At 64.5% G+C, this 13,868-nt stretch carries 12 protein-coding genes; 6 read left to right on the top strand and 6 right to left on the bottom strand.

The window, feature by feature from the left end:
• Window positions 1-12 precede the first annotated feature (12 nt).
• The 4 genes from cueR to copC all read right to left on the bottom strand — a co-directional run bounded on the left by cueR (window position 13) and on the right by copC (window position 4,359).
• Window positions 13-405, bottom strand: coding sequence for a Cu(I)-responsive transcriptional regulator (cueR, locus tag DFR49_RS16030; RefSeq protein ID WP_119036695.1), 393 nt, complete (start codon window positions 403-405; stop codon window positions 13-15).
• Window positions 402-2,792: a heavy metal translocating P-type ATPase gene (locus DFR49_RS16025; RefSeq protein ID WP_119036694.1), complete on the bottom strand. Its 2,391-nt coding sequence runs from the start codon at window positions 2,790-2,792 to the stop codon at window positions 402-404. The genes cueR and DFR49_RS16025 overlap by 4 nt, the downstream gene beginning before the upstream one ends.
• 290 nt (window positions 2,793-3,082) lie before the next feature.
• The gene (gene copD, locus DFR49_RS16020; RefSeq protein ID WP_119036693.1) at window positions 3,083-3,970 is read right to left on the bottom strand and encodes a copper homeostasis membrane protein CopD; all 888 of its coding nucleotides are present in this window, start codon (window positions 3,968-3,970) and stop codon (window positions 3,083-3,085) included.
• A gap of 2 nt (window positions 3,971-3,972) precedes the next feature.
• Complete coding sequence (gene copC / locus DFR49_RS16015) at window positions 3,973-4,359, bottom strand: copper homeostasis periplasmic binding protein CopC (RefSeq protein WP_119036692.1); 387 nt, start codon at window positions 4,357-4,359, stop codon at window positions 3,973-3,975.
• A gap of 394 nt (window positions 4,360-4,753) precedes the next feature.
• Here copC and DFR49_RS16005 point away from each other — a divergent pair, with 394 nt between their 5' ends.
• The 6 genes from DFR49_RS16005 to DFR49_RS15980 all read left to right on the top strand — a co-directional run bounded on the left by DFR49_RS16005 (window position 4,754) and on the right by DFR49_RS15980 (window position 9,827).
• Window positions 4,754-5,191 (top strand): periplasmic heavy metal sensor, encoded by a 438-nt coding sequence (locus DFR49_RS16005; protein ID WP_119036691.1) that lies wholly within the window; start codon window positions 4,754-4,756, stop codon window positions 5,189-5,191.
• Complete coding sequence (locus DFR49_RS16000) at window positions 5,188-5,760, top strand: RNA polymerase sigma factor (protein ID WP_119036690.1); 573 nt, start codon at window positions 5,188-5,190, stop codon at window positions 5,758-5,760. The genes DFR49_RS16005 and DFR49_RS16000 overlap by 4 nt, the downstream gene beginning before the upstream one ends.
• A 109-nt stretch (window positions 5,761-5,869) precedes the next feature.
• Entirely contained in the window at window positions 5,870-7,741 is a 1,872-nt protein-coding gene (locus DFR49_RS15995; RefSeq protein ID WP_119036689.1) for a copper resistance system multicopper oxidase, read from the top strand.
• Complete coding sequence (locus DFR49_RS15990; RefSeq protein WP_119036688.1) at window positions 7,738-8,877, top strand: copper resistance protein B; 1,140 nt, start codon at window positions 7,738-7,740, stop codon at window positions 8,875-8,877. The genes DFR49_RS15995 and DFR49_RS15990 overlap by 4 nt, the downstream gene beginning before the upstream one ends.
• Window positions 8,878-8,912: 35 nt before the next feature.
• The gene (locus DFR49_RS15985) at window positions 8,913-9,356 is read left to right on the top strand and encodes a DUF305 domain-containing protein (RefSeq protein ID WP_119037248.1); all 444 of its coding nucleotides are present in this window, start codon (window positions 8,913-8,915) and stop codon (window positions 9,354-9,356) included.
• Window positions 9,357-9,386: 30 nt separating this feature from the next.
• On the top strand, window positions 9,387-9,827 hold the full coding sequence (locus tag DFR49_RS15980; RefSeq protein ID WP_119036687.1) for a DUF411 domain-containing protein: 441 nt from the start codon (window positions 9,387-9,389) through the stop codon (window positions 9,825-9,827).
• A 188-nt stretch (window positions 9,828-10,015) separates the two neighbouring features.
• Here DFR49_RS15980 and DFR49_RS15975 read toward each other — a convergent pair whose 3' ends face one another.
• Window positions 10,016-10,636, bottom strand: a complete 621-nt coding sequence (locus tag DFR49_RS15975; RefSeq protein WP_119036686.1) for a cation diffusion facilitator family transporter — start codon at window positions 10,634-10,636, stop codon at window positions 10,016-10,018.
• Between the two features lie 4 nt (window positions 10,637-10,640).
• Window positions 10,641-13,865, bottom strand: a complete 3,225-nt coding sequence (locus DFR49_RS15970; protein ID WP_119036685.1) for an efflux RND transporter permease subunit — start codon at window positions 13,863-13,865, stop codon at window positions 10,641-10,643.
• Between the last annotated feature and the right edge of the window lie 3 nt (window positions 13,866-13,868).

Below are 13,868 nucleotides of genomic sequence, written 5' to 3'. Positions count from 1 at the left end.
CAGACCGCACAGTCAGGTCTGTCGCTCGAGCGTGTCGAGGATCGGGCAGTCGGGCCGATCGTCTCCGTGACAACGCGCTGCCAAGTCAAGCAGTGCACGGCGCATTTCCTCGAGCGCTACAGCCTTGCAGTGCAGTTCGTCGGCGCGCGCGGTCGCCAGCGACTTTACGTCGGCAGATGACCGTGCGTCATCGCTCCACAACCCCAACAGCGTCCTGATTTCCTCGATCGGGAAGCCAAGGTCGCGGGCATTGGCGATGAACCGCAGGCGGTGGACATCGGCGGCGGCATAATCACGATAGCCGCTGTCCCGGCGTAGCGGCACCGGGATCAGGCCAATCTTCTCATAATGGCGGATCATCCGCTGCGAGACGCCGCTCGCCTTCGAGGCCGCGCCGATATTCACGCTTTCACCGCATTGAGGCTCACCCGATTGAGACGCAGCGCATTGGCGACGACGCTGACCGACGACAGCGCCATCGCCGCCGCCGCGATCATCGGCGAGAGCAGGATGCCGAAGACCGGATAAAGCACCCCCGCCGCGATCGGCACGCCAGCGGCATTGTAGATGAAGGCGAAGAACAGGTTCTGCCGGATATTGGACATCGTCGCCTGGCTGAGTTGGCGGGCGCGGACGATCCCGTTGAGATCACCCTTCAACAGGGTTATGCCCGCGCTTTCCATGGCGACGTCGGTGCCATGCCCCATCGCGATGCCGACATCGGCTGTCGCCAGCGCCGGCGCATCATTGACCCCGTCGCCCGCCATGGCGACGACCCGCCCTTCCTGTTTCAGCCGCGCGACGACAGCGGCTTTCTGATCGGGCAAAACGTCGGCCTCGACGGCATCGATACCAAGCTGACGCGCAACCGCTTCCGCCGTCGTGCGATTGTCGCCGGTCAGCATCACGACCTTTATGCCATCGGCGCGCAAGGCGGCGAGCGCTTCGGCCGTCGTCTGCTTGATCGGATCGGCGATGGCGAACACGCCCGCAACCTTGCTATCCAGCCCCATGAAAATCGCCGTCGCGCCATCCTCGCGAAGCTGGTCAGCCTGTGTGGCGAGGGAGGAGGTGTCGATCCCGGCCTCACCCAGGAAACGGGCATTGCCAAGCGTAACGCGCCTGCCTTCGACCACACCCAACGCGCCCTTGCCGGTTGGCGAATCAAAGTCGCTGACGGGTGGGATGTCGATGTCACGGTCCATCGCCGCGTTGACGATCGCCAGCGCCAGAGGATGTTCCGACGCACGTTCGACACCCGCGGCAATCCGCAGCAATTCCGTCTCCTCGAAACCGTCCGCTGCGATAATCCGGGTGACGGCGGGTTTCCCCTCGGTCAGCGTCCCGGTCTTGTCGACAACCAGCGTGTCGACCTTTTCCATATGCTCCAGCGCCTCGGCGTTCTTGATGAGAACGCCAAGTCCCGCGCCGCGGCCAACGCCGACCATGATCGACATCGGCGTCGCCAGTCCCAGCGCACAGGGACAGGCGATGATCAGCACCGCCACCGCCGCGACCAGTCCGTGTGCCAGGCGTGGTTCCGGCCCCCAGATGCCCCAGGCGGCGAAGGCGACAACCGCGACCGCCAGCACGGCAGGCACGAACCAGCCGGCGACCTGATCGGCCATGCGCTGGATCGGGGCGCGGGAGCGCTGCGCGTCGGCGACCATCTGGACAATGCGCGCCAGCATGGTGTCCCGTCCGATCTTGTCGGCGCGGATCACCAGCGCGCCGCTCTGGTTCATCGTCCCGCCGATCACCGTGTCGGCGACGGTCTTGGTGACCGGCATGGATTCGCCCGTCACCATCGATTCATCGAGCGCCGAGCGGCCTTCCTCTACCACGCCATCGACCGGAACCTTTTCGCCCGGCCGCACCCGCAGCCGGTCGCCCACCGCGATCAGGTCGAGCGAGACTTCCTCTTCGCTGCCATCCTCGGCGATACGCCGCGCGGTTTTCGGCGCCAGGTTAAGCAGCGCCTTGATCGCGCCGGAGGTCCGCTCGCGCGCGCGCAGTTCGAGAACCTGCCCGAGCAGCACCAGCACGGTGATCACAGCCGCCGCTTCGAAATAGATAGCGACCGACCCGTCGGCCGCACGGAAGGCCGCCGGAAACACATCGGGCGCCAGTGTCGCGACGACGCTATAGCCCCAGGCGACGCCTGTTCCCATCGCGATCAGCGTGAACATGTTGAGGTTGCGCGTCTTCAGCGAGGCCCAGCCACGTTCGAAGAAGGGCCAGCCCGCCCAGAGCACAACCGGCGTCGCCAGCGCGAACTGAATCCAGGTCGACAGCTTCATCGGCACGAGATGATGCAGCGCCGGAAACAGGTGACTGCCCATTTCAAGGATGAACACCGGAAGAGCCAGCGCCAGTGCGATCCAGAAGCGGCGCGACATGTCGATCAGTTCAGCGCTCGGTCCGGCGTCGGCGGTCACCAGTTCCGGCTCGAGCCCCATGCCGCAGATCGGGCATGCGCCGGGATGGTCCTGCCGGATCTCGGGGTGCATCGGGCAGGTCCAGATCGCCCCCGGCGCGGCATCCACCACCCGGTCGGCCGCTGGGATCAGATAATATTCCGGATCGGCGACGAATTTGTCGCGGCAGCCGGCGCTGCAAAAATGATGCTCATGACCGGCATGGGTTGCATGATGCGCTGTCTGTTGCGGATCGACGGTCATGCCGCAAACCGGATCGACAATCATGGCCGCAGAATCTTCCTTGCCGTGCTCCCCATGGCTTCCGCAACACCCATGGTTCCCGGAATGCGCACTATGTTTCGACTCGGTCATCAACCGTCTCCTTAAATCAGAGAGCAATCTGGAGTTTGACATCATGTCAGAGTCAATAGCCGTCTGACCTTAACACAGTGTCAAATGAGACAGTCTCGCTTCGATCCGAAGGAACTGAACGAGAGTGCTGGCAAGGCAGACCAAATTTGAGGTAGGTAAACCCGGTCCCTGTCAGGGGGCGGTCGCTTAGCGCTATCGCGGTTCGTCGCCGCGACGAAGCTCAGTCTCCGCCATCGCGGACCCGTGGTGACCCTTCAGCTGGCGCATGAAGTCGGCGTCGGCCTCGCCCATCAATCGACCGGAGACAATGTGCCGAGGATCGCCACGACCGCGAGGACGAGAAATGCCAGCGTGGTCTCGGTGATGATCGCCCGCCGCAACCGACGCACGGCGATCACATGCTCCCCGCCGTGAAGTGTCGCTCTGATACCCGGCACAAACCGCCATCGGTTGAGCCCCGCCAGACCAAGCATCGCGCCGAACAGGGCGAGCTTGAGCAGGAGCAGCCGCCCATAGGCGGTCGCAAACGTCGCCGCGAGCCCATCGACGCCAACAATGGCGAGCAGATTTATAGATCCCGTGACGACGATCACGCCAACGATGATCGCGCCAATGCCTGAAAAGCGCTCCAGCGCTGAGAGTGCAGGCGCCACCGCTTCCGGCGTCTTGAAGTCGAACAGCAGGATGCGCGCGAACATCACCAGCGCCGCGATCCAGATCGCACCGGCGACAAGATGACCGATGTCGCTGGAGCGATGCACCCAGCCGAGCGCGGCTTCGGACGCAGCCGCGTGCCCGCTCCAGGCAAGCGAACCCAGCGCGACCACCGCCAGCGCGGCGATGACCAGTCGCCCCGCGCGCCCGGTGCTCCAAAGCACCGCCACCAGGCCGAGCGCCGCCGCGCGAACGATATGCGATATGCCCATGGGCGTTTCGAACGCCATGAATGTGAGTATCTCGCGGTCGAGCGCCGACACGTCATTGCCCGTCATCGCCAGGCAGGTCGCGCCAAACTGCGCAAGGGTGATGACCACGCCGAGCGCAGCCGCCCAGCCGATCACGCGCCGACCGATTACAGGCGCGTAACGACCGAGGCCGCCGCCCAAGGCCAGGCCAGCCAGCAGCATAAGATCGGCATAGGCAGCGAAACGCAGCCCGATCACCACCCAGGCGTCCATGATCAGCGGACGCTGAAGCTGTGTTTACCGGTAATGCGATGCGTGTCCGCGCCGACAATGACCCAGTCCGCGCGGTAGCTGCCTGCCGGCAGCGGATTCGCCGAGGTGAGCACGATCGATTTGCCATCGGCGGCAACCACGCTGGTGACGCCGGTCATTTTCATCTCGGGGTGGTTGGCCGTCCCCGGCATGCCGGTCATGACCAGGGTGGCGGTCGAGAGCTTGGGCATCAGCCCCTCGCTGAAGGTCAGCCGGACGGTATTCGTGCGCGCAACGGTCGCATTGGCGGCGGGGATCGCGGCAACGAGCTTGGGATGCGCGAACGCGGCAGCCGGTGTTAGCAGTGTCGCCAGCGTGGCGATGATCGCTGCGGTCGGATTGAACTTCATCTCGATCTCCTGTGGAATATACCGAGATACGCAGCAAAGGTGTCTATCCCTCAACTAGCACCGGTGAGGGATCATCCTCGTTCATGCGTATCAGGATCAGCCACATAGTGAGACATGTCATGCACACGAACATTGACGACGCACTCGCACGCCTGGCAACGCAATCCCCACATCGGGGGCTTACGGGTCTGGAGGATCGCGTCCTAGGGGCGATTGCGCACCAGCCCGCCGTCACGATCGGCGCCGGAACGACGCTGGCGGCCGTAGGGCTGGCGTTGGCCCTCGGCGTTTTCAGTAATGTCGTTCCATCAACGGAAGCGCAGGCCGCTCCGACCCTGTCACCGTTCGGCGCGCCGAGTCCGCTTGCGCCATCGACGCTGCTGGGCGGGACGCGATGACCGCACGGCGCATCGCGCTCGTCACGGTCCTGGCCTTCCTTGCCGCCATGATCGGCGTCGTCGTCGGACGGCACTTTGTCGAACCCGCACCCCAGCCGGGCGCCGAGCTGCATGCCGTCCTTCACGACCAGTTGAGACTCGACGCGGCCCAGGAGCAGCGGCTGCATACGCTGGAGGAAGCGTTTGCGGTTCGCCGCCGCGCGCTCGAACTCGAAATGCGTGCGGAGAATGCCCGACTGGCCGAAGCGATCACCGCTGAACACGGCAACGGCCCGCGCGTCGCAGCCGCAGTCGATGCGTCGCACCGCACGATGGGCGAGCTCCAGAAGGAAACACTCACCCACATCTTTGCGATGCGGTCGCTGCTGCGGCCCGACCAGGCGGCGAAGTTCGACGCCGCTGTGACCAAGGCGCTGACCGAAGACGCGCGGTGACCGGCGCGCTTGCCGACAGGACGGACGGCGAGCTTGCCGCATTGACGCTTGCGGGACACCAGCTTGCGTTTGCTGAGATCGTGCGTCGGCACAAGGAACCGCTGCACCGGCTGGTCGCCCGAATCACCGGCGACGACGACGAGGCGCTCGATATCGTCCAGGAAACCTTTGTTGCGGCGCATCGGGCGCTACGCAGCTACGATATGGCACGCCCAATGCGCGCATGGCTGTCACGCATCGCGATCAATAAGGCGCGAGACTGGCGGCGGCGGCGGGCGGTGCGCCGCCTGATCGCCGTAGTTCTCCCGATCGACCATGTCGCCGATGCTGCGGATGTGACGCCGTCGATCGAGACATTGACCGCTGATCGGCAGGAGCTGCGGCGCGTGGCGGCCGCCATCGCGCTGCTGCCGGGCAATCTGCGCGAGACTTTGGTGCTGCGGACGATCGAAGGGCTGAGCCAGGCAGAAACCGGAGAAACGCTTGGAATCAGCGAGAAGGCGGTCGAGACCCGGCTCTATCGAGCCCGGCAAAAACTGGCGGAACGGCTGCGCGCAAGTGAGGCTTGACTTTGACACTGTGTCAGACCCCATTTGCGCCTCCTGAGAAAATTCGGGGTCATTGAGGGGTGGGGCGATCCTGCGCGTATCTCTCATGACTGCCACTTCGGGATGTAACATGACCGCATTGATCGATCGCCGGGCGCTCTTGCGCGGCACCGCCGCCTTGGGCGGCACTGCCGCTCTGGCCCCTTGGTTCCCGGCTTGGGCGCAGCCGGTGTCTGCCGGTATCGTGCGACCGTTGCCGATCGTATCGGGGGAAGATATCCGTCTGCGCATCGCGCACCAGATGATGACGATCGATGGGCGGACAAGCCATGCGATCGGCATCAATGGGACCGTGCCTGCCCCGCTTGTCCGCCTGCGCGAGGGACAGAATGTCCGGCTGCACGTCGAGAACGCACTCGATGAAGACAGCTCGATCCACTGGCATGGTCTGATCCTGCCATTTCACATGGACGGCGTGCCGGGCATCAGCTTTCCGGGCATCAAGCCGCGATCGACCTTCACCTATGAATTCCCGATCCAGCAGGCCGGCACCTACTGGTATCACAGCCATTCGGGCTTGCAGGAGCAACTCGGCCATTACGGCCCGATCGTGATCGACCCGGCAGGCGAAGACCCGATCCGGTCGGACCGTGAACATGTCATCGTGCTGTCCGATCACAGCGAAATGCACCCGCACATCATCTTCAGGAAGCTCAAGCAGCAGGGCGGCTATTTCAATTTTCAAAAGCAGACTCTGGCCGATCTGCTGCGCGGTGAAGGCCAGTCGGCCAAGGAACGCCTCGAATGGGGCAAGATGCGGATGGACCCGACCGACGTTTCCGACGTGACTGGCTCGACCTATTCCTTTCTCGTCAATGGCCATGGCCCGCGCGACAATTGGACCGGCCTGTTCACGCCCGGCGAACGGGTGCGGCTGCGGGTGATCAACGCGTCGGCGATGACGACCTTCAACGTCCGCATTCCGGGGTTGAAGCTCACCGTCGTTCAGTCTGACGGGCTCAATGTGCGGCCCGTCACGGTCGATGAATTCCAGATCGCGGTCGCCGAAACCTATGACGTGATCGTCGAACCCGCCGACGACCGCGCCTACACGCTCGTCGGTGAGAGCGTCGATCGATCGGGCATGGCCCGGGCGACGCTTGCCCCGCGCGAGGGGATGGCCGCCGAGGTGCCGCCGCTGAGGCCGCGTCCGCTCGCCGACATGAAGGACATGGGAATGGGCGACATGTCCGGCATGGATCACGGCGCGATGGCTGGCGGTGGCGCGGGCGCCGCCGCGACCAGCGGCGGTTGCGCACCCGAGCATGCCGCGATGGGGCACTGCACGCCTGCGCCTGTCACGAACTCGGCGGGGTCGATGGCCGGTATGGATCATTCCAGCGCGGTACAAGACGCTGCCGGCGGTGCGATGGCCGGCATGAATCATTCGATGCGCGATTTCTCGGTCGCCCCCGAGGTCAAGAAGACGCCGACCGTTCAGACTATTTCGCCAATGCCGATGGACCGGACCGGCGAGCCCGGTCAGGGGCTGGCGGACGTCGGGCACAAGGTGTTGGTCTACCGCGACTTGATGGCGGTGGACCGCAATCCGGATCTCCGCGCGCCCGACCGGGCGATGCAGATCCACCTCACCGGCAACATGGAACGCTATATGTGGGCGTTCGACGGCGAGAAATTGAACGAGGTCAAGGAGCCGATCCCGTTTCTCAAGGACGAACGGGTGCGCGTAACGCTCGTCAACGACACGATGATGGGCCACCCGATCCATCTTCACGGCCATTTCTTCGAGCTTGTCACCGGCCACGGCGAATATGCACCGCGAAAGCACACGGTGCAGGTCCAGCCAGGCGGGACGGTAACATTTGACGTGACCACCGACGCGGTCGGCGACTGGGCCTTCCACTGCCATATGCTTTACCACATGCATGCGGGGATGATGCAGGTCGTCACCGTCCGGCCACGCGGAGGAGACGACGCATGAAGACGCTTCTGCTCCTCGCCGCCGCCTCCGCGATCGCGCTGGCGGCACCCGCCGCCGCACAGACGATGGACCATTCGAACATGCCCGGCATGAAGATGCCGGCGAAGCCCGCCCCCAAGCCCAAGCCGGCGGCAAGGCCACGTCCGGCAGAAAAGCCGGCTGCGCGACCTGCTACCAATCCTGCCCCGGTTTCTGCCAAGCCGGCGACGCAAACAACAACGGGCGATCCGGATTGTCCCCCCGAACACGCCGAAATGGGGCACTGTACCCCTTCGACAGCGACTTCGACTGCGACACCGCCCACCAGCGCCGATCCGCATGCCGGCCATGACATGTCGGCAATGCCCGGCATGACGACGGAGGCGCACGACATGGGGACCGGCGGCACCGCGCTGTCCGCGGGGAACGCTCCCGCCCCCGCAGCCCCCGAGCCGAGCTATGCCGACCGGGTTTGGGGTCGCGACGCAATGATCGGAGCGCGCGCCGACCTGCGCCGCGGGCATGGCGGCGGCACCTTCAGCCAGGTGATGATCGATGTCGCCGAACTCCAGATTCGCCAGGGACGCGAGGGCTATCGCTGGGAGGGAGAAGGCTGGTTTGGCGGCGACATCAATCGGCTGGTCGTAAAGACCGAGGGCGAAGGCAGTTTCGGCGAGTCGGTCGAGGATGCGGAGGCCCAGGCGCTCTACAGCCGCGCGATCGGGCCGTATTTCAATCTTCAGGGCGGTATCCGCCATGATTTCGAACCAAAGGCGCGCACCTATGCCGCCTTCGGCATCGAGGGATTGGCGCCCTATTGGTTCGAAGTCGAGGCACATGCCTTCGTATCGACCAAGGGCGATGTGCTCGGGCGGCTCGCGGCAAGCTACGATCAGCGCATCACCCAGCGCCTGATCCTGCAGCCGCGCGTCGAGTTCAACCTGGCGGCGCAGGATGTGATCGAAAGCGGGGTCGGCGCGGGGCTTTCCGATGCCGAGTTCGGTCTACGCCTGCGCTACGAAATCGCACGCGAGTTCGCGCCCTATATCGGCGTCTCGCATTCCTCGAAGTTCGGCCGCACCGCCGACTTCGCCCGCGCGGCGGGCGAGGACCCATCGACGACCAGCTTCGTCGTGGGGATCAGAGCCTGGTTCTAAGCGTCCGAGCCGGGAGAACGGCAAGGAGAGTGTCCATGAAGAGTTCCTATCGCAGCCTCGCACTGCAAACCGTGATCAGCGGGGTCATCATGTATCTGGTGATGTTCGTGATGATCGACCGGCTGTCGAGCTTCTACAACAACCTCAACATGTTCTACATGACGCTGATGATGGTCGCGCCGATGGTGGTGCTCATGACCCTCGCGATGCGCGACATGTTTCCGTCGAAGCGAATCAATGCGCTGCTACTTGTCGGGTCCGCCGTCGCATTCTTCGGCAGCTTTGCGCTGATCCGCACCCAGACGACGATCGATGATACCGCGTTCCTGCGCTCGATGATTCCGCACCATTCGGGCGCGATCCTGATGTGCGAGCAGGCCTCGCTCACCGACCCCACCCTGATCTCGTTATGCGATGAGATCATCACGTCGCAGCGCGAAGAAATCGCGCAGATGGAAGCAATGCTGTCGCGCCGATAATTCGCGCTTAATTCAAATGGGAGAAGCCCGATGAGAACAATCCGCATGGTCGCTACCGCGTTGGCGCTTGCGCTGCCCGCAGTGGCGATGGCGACTGAACCCATTGTGGTTCATCGCGATCCCGGCTGCGGCTGCTGCGAAGAATGGGCCAAGCAGGTGAAAGTGCAATTCAAACGCGACTTGCGAATGGTCGACGATTCGAACCGCGCTCGGCTGAAGACCCGACTTGGCGTCCCAGCCGCGCTGTCATCCTGCCACACCGCAATCATCGACGGCATGGCGTTCGAGGGGCATGTACCCATTGCCGATATGAAACGGGCGCTCGCGACGCGTCCGGCGGGTGTCAAAGGTCTCGCTGTTGGCGGGATGCCGATCGGCTCGCCGGGCATGGAAGTGCCGGGAATGAAAGGCCAGCCCTACAGCGTTGTTGCTTTTGGGCCGAGCGGACAGAAAATCTTCGCACGTTATTGAAGCCAGAAAGGGAGGGAGGCACGGACGATCCACCCGGCGATTTGCACGTCCACCACCATGCCGCCCGGCTGATCCAAGGCCATCCGCACTATCCTGACCTGCATCACCGGCATGAGCATACGGATTGAGGTCGTCTTTGTGTCGTTCGATATTCGTCAGCTTTGCTACGCCATCGCAACTCTATGAACTCAACTTGTTAACCGAGCGCGCTCCTTACTTTCGATCGCATCGGAGCGGGCGTCCTTCAGAATTGTGATGCCGCCCTTGATAGCGATACAGGCGACCGCGACGCCGAGCACCAGATCCGGCCAGTTTTGACCCGTCCAAATCACGATCCCACCGGCGACCACAATGCCCCCGTTCGATATGAAATCGTTGAAGCTGAAGGTAGTTGCCGCACGAAGGTTCACGTCCGGCTCGCGCAACCGCTTCAACAACCACAGGCACAGACCGTTCACGATTGCCGCGACGATCGCCATGCCGATCATGGTGGGGCCGATTGGCTCGCTGCCGGTGAAGTAGCGCCGGCCCGCGTCGAACAGCACGCCCGCGGCGAACACCAGGAGCAGCACTCCCGACGTGATCGCCGCTCCCCGCTTCCATTTGGGCGAACGGGCCAGCGCGAGCAAGCTGATGACATAGACGATGGCATCGGAAGCGTTGTCGAGGCCGTTGGCGATCAACGCGCTCGAATCAGCTAGCACGCCCGTCACGCCAAACCCCGCCGCGAGGGCGAGATTGAGCAGAAGGACGATCCAGAGCGTCCGGCGCTTGTCGGCCGTGTCGAGCTTGAAACTTTCCTCGCTCATGCCGTCACTCCGATGCCAAAGACGCGGAAGGAGAGGAGTAGTCGGCCGAGGGTACGGGAGCTTCGCGCCTGCCGAACCGGGCATAGAGGGTCGGCAGCACGAACAGGGTGAGCAGGGTGGCGGATATGAGTCCGCCGATCACCACCGTGGCGAGCGGTTTCTGGACTTCAGCTCCCGCGCCGGTAGCAAGCGCCATCGGTACGAAGCCGAGCGAGGCGACGAGCGCGGTCATCACCACGGGCCTGAGCCGGGCGATCGCGCCTTCATGCGCCGCCTGGGCGCGCGCCATGCCCCGCGCCATCAAGTCCTGAATCGACGTGACCATCACAAGTCCGTTCAGGACCGCGATGCCCGACAGGGCGATGAACCCCACCGCCGCCGATATGGAGAATGGCATCCCCCTCAGGAATAACGCGAGCGCGCCGCCCACCAGCGCCAAGGGCACGCCCGTGAAGACGATCGCCGCCTCGCGGACGCTGCCGAGCGCCCCGTAGAGCAAGAGCAGGATAAGCGCGAAGCAGGCCGGCACGACCAGCGCCAGCCGCGCGCGCGCGGACGCCAGGTTTTCGAACGCGCCGCCCCATTCGAGATAGGTGCCGGCCGGCAAACGGACCTGTTGGCTAATCTTCGCCTGCGCGTCGGCGACAACGCTCGTCACGTCGCGTCCGCGCACGTTCGCCTGCACCACGACGCGGCGCTTGCCGTTCTCGCGGCTGATCTGGTTCGGGCCTTCCGTCACCACAATGTCGGCGACGCTCGCCAGCGGCACGAACGCGCCGTCGGGGGTCGGCACCGGCACTTGGCCTAGCGTCTCGAAATTCGCCCGCTGCGCGTCGCCCAACCGGATCGTCACCGCGAACCGCCGGTCGCCCTCGAAGATCATGCCAGCGTCGCGCCCGCCAATTGCGGCGGCGACCGTGTCCTGCATCGCGCGCGCGGTGATCCCCAACCGCGCCATCGCGTCTCGGTTCGGCCGAATGTCGAGCATGGGGAGTCCTTCGGTCTGCTCCACCTTCACGTCGGCGGCTCCCTCCACGTCTCGGAGGATGCCCGCGATCTGATTGGCGGTCGCGGTCATCTGCGCGAAGTCATCGCCGAACACCTTGACCGCTACATCGCTGCGGACGCCCGCGATCAGCTCGTTGAACCGCATCTGGATCGGCTGGGTGATCTCGTAGGCATTGCCGGGAAGCACCGACAACGCCGCCTCGATCTTCTCCACCAGCTCGACCTTGGCAAGTTTCGGGTCGGGCCACGCGTCACGCGGCTTCATGATGATGAAGGTGTCCGACACGTTGGGCGGCATGGGGTCCGACGCCAACTCGGCCGTGCCCGTTTTCGAGAACACAAACCGGACCTCGGGCACGGCTGCTACGGCCTTTTCCACCTGGAACTGCATCGTCTGAGCCTGTTCAACCGACGTGCCGGGAATGCGGAGCGCCTGGACGAGTACGTCGCCTTCATCGAGCTGCGGCAGGAACTCCTGGCCCAAGCTGCTATAGGCCCCGATCGCGAGCAGGAACGCGCCAATCGCGACACCCACCGTCATCGTCGGTCGGCGCATCGCTTGGGTAAGGCCGGGCTCGTAGCGCGCTTTTAGCCACGTCATGATCCGGCCTTCCTTTTCATCGACCGGCTTGCTGAGCCAGATTGCGAGCATGGCGGGCACGAAGGTCAGCGACAGGACGAACGCGAAGGCGAGCGCGATGATGACGGTCAGCGCCATCGGCGTGAACGTCTTACCCTCCACCCCGGAAAGCGTGAGCAGCGGCACATAGACGAGAATGATGATAGCCTGGCCGTACACGGACGGGCGGATCATCTCGCGCGCCGCGCTCGCAATCACCGACAGGCGCTCGTCCAAGTCGAGCAGCCGACCCTTATGGTGCTGGCGCTCGCCGATGCGCCGTAGCGCGTTCTCCACAATGATGACCGCGCCGTCGACGATCAGGCCGAAGTCGAGTGCGCCCAAGCTCATCAGGTTCGCCGACACGCCGCCCCGAAGCATCCCGAAGCTGGTCAGCAGCATGGTGATTGGGATGACCAAGGCCGCGATCATCGCCGCGCGGAAGTTACCGAGTAACAGGAACAGCACGACAATGACGAGGAGCGCGCCTTCGGAGAGGTTCTTCGCAACCGTTTTGATCGTCGAGTTGACGAGGGCGGTACGATCAAGGACCGGCTGCACGATCACGTCGGTGGGAAGCGAGGCGTTGATCTCCTCCAGGCGGTCGGCGACGGCCGAAGCCACGGCGCGGCTATTCTCGCCGATCCGCATGACCGCGGTGCCGACGACCACCTCGCGGCCGTTCTCGGAAGCGGAACCCATCCGGATCGCCTGACCGATCTTCACGGTCGCGACCTGATTCAAGAGGATGGGCACGCCCTCGCGGGTCGCAACGACGGTGCGCGCCAGTTCGCTCGCGTCCGCGATGCGGGCATCCGAGCGCACCGCCAGCCCCTCGCCGTTGCGGTCCACGACACCGGCGCCGACGCCCGTGTTGTTCTGCTCCAAGGCGTTCGCGAGGTTGTCCAAGCTCAAGCGGAGGGCCGCCAGCCGCTGCATGTCGGGGACGACCTGATATTGCTTCACATAGCCGCCAATCGTATCGATGCCGGCGAGCCCTTCCGTGTTCTTCAGGAGCGGAGTGACGATCCAGTCCTGAACCGTTCGGAGATAGGTTGCCTGCTCGGCCTGGGTGGTCAGCCGTTCGCCCTCGGGGGTGATATAGCTGCCGTCCGGCTGGATGCCGGGCTGCCCGGCCCTGTGCTTGTCCTCCGGTCTATGCGCAAGGCGGACGGTCCACATATAGACCTCGCCCAAGCCGGTCGCGATCGGCCCCATTTCGGGGACCGCGCCGGAGGGCAAGTTCTCCTCGGCGGTGCGTAGCCGCTCGGCTACCTGCTGACGGGCGAAGTAGATATCGGTGCCCTCGCTGAACACGGCCGTCACCTGGGCGAAACCGTTGCGGCTGAGCGACCGGGTATTCTCAAGGCCGGGCACGCCGGCGAGCGCTGTTTCGATCGGGAACGCAACCTGCTTCTCCACCAGCTCGGGGGAGAGGGAAGGCGCGCGGACGTTGATCTGCACCTGATTGTTGGTGATGTCGGGAACCGCGTCGATGGGCAGGCGGGCGAGTGCCCATCCCCCAATGATCGCGGCGATGGCTGTGACGAGCAGGACGAACCAGCGCCGCTCGACTGAGAAGGTGACGATACGGTCGATCATGGC

This window comes from Hephaestia caeni (assembly GCF_003550065.1).
Lineage (GTDB): Bacteria > Pseudomonadota > Alphaproteobacteria > Sphingomonadales > Sphingomonadaceae > Sphingomonas > Sphingomonas caeni_A.
Note: the sequence above shows the minus strand (reverse complement) of the source record. Positions and strands in the feature narration are given on the sequence as shown.